The organism is Vibrio atypicus (assembly GCF_009811315.1).
GTDB lineage: Bacteria > Pseudomonadota > Gammaproteobacteria > Enterobacterales > Vibrionaceae > Vibrio > Vibrio atypicus.
In genome coordinates this window covers 1-375 of sequence record NZ_BLID01000042.1, presented here as the reverse complement: position 1 = coordinate 375, position 375 = coordinate 1, and the positions used below count along the sequence as shown (strand labels likewise).

Below are 375 nucleotides of genomic sequence, written 5' to 3'. Positions count from 1 at the left end.
CGTTTGGTCACTCAGTTCATTGAAACCTAATTTGATACCGCTCTCTATAAAGAAAGAATATCTAATTGGATTATCATCAACGAGTGCCCACACAGATTGATAGGTTTATATTGTTAAAGAGCTTTGCTTTCAATGCCTTAGCACTTAAGCAGGACGCGTATAATACGCTATTGACTCAACAAGTCAACATAAAACTCTAAGATATTTCTTAAAATTCTATGGTGACTGATTTCCAAAGGAAATCGGTCAAAATTAAAGCCTGGCGATGTCCTACTCTCACATGGGGAAGCCCCACACTACCATCGGCGCTAATTCGTTTCACTTCTGAGTTCGGCATGGAAGTCAGGTGGGTCCAAATCGCTATGGTCGCCAAGC

1 rRNA gene is annotated in these 375 nt (G+C 41.1%); it reads right to left on the bottom strand.

Annotated elements, in window-relative coordinates:
* Window positions 1–257: 257 nt before the first annotated feature.
* Window positions 258–374: ribosomal RNA gene (rrf, locus tag GVO60_RS22250) — 5S ribosomal RNA — on the bottom strand.
* Window position 375: the final 1 nt, after the last annotated feature.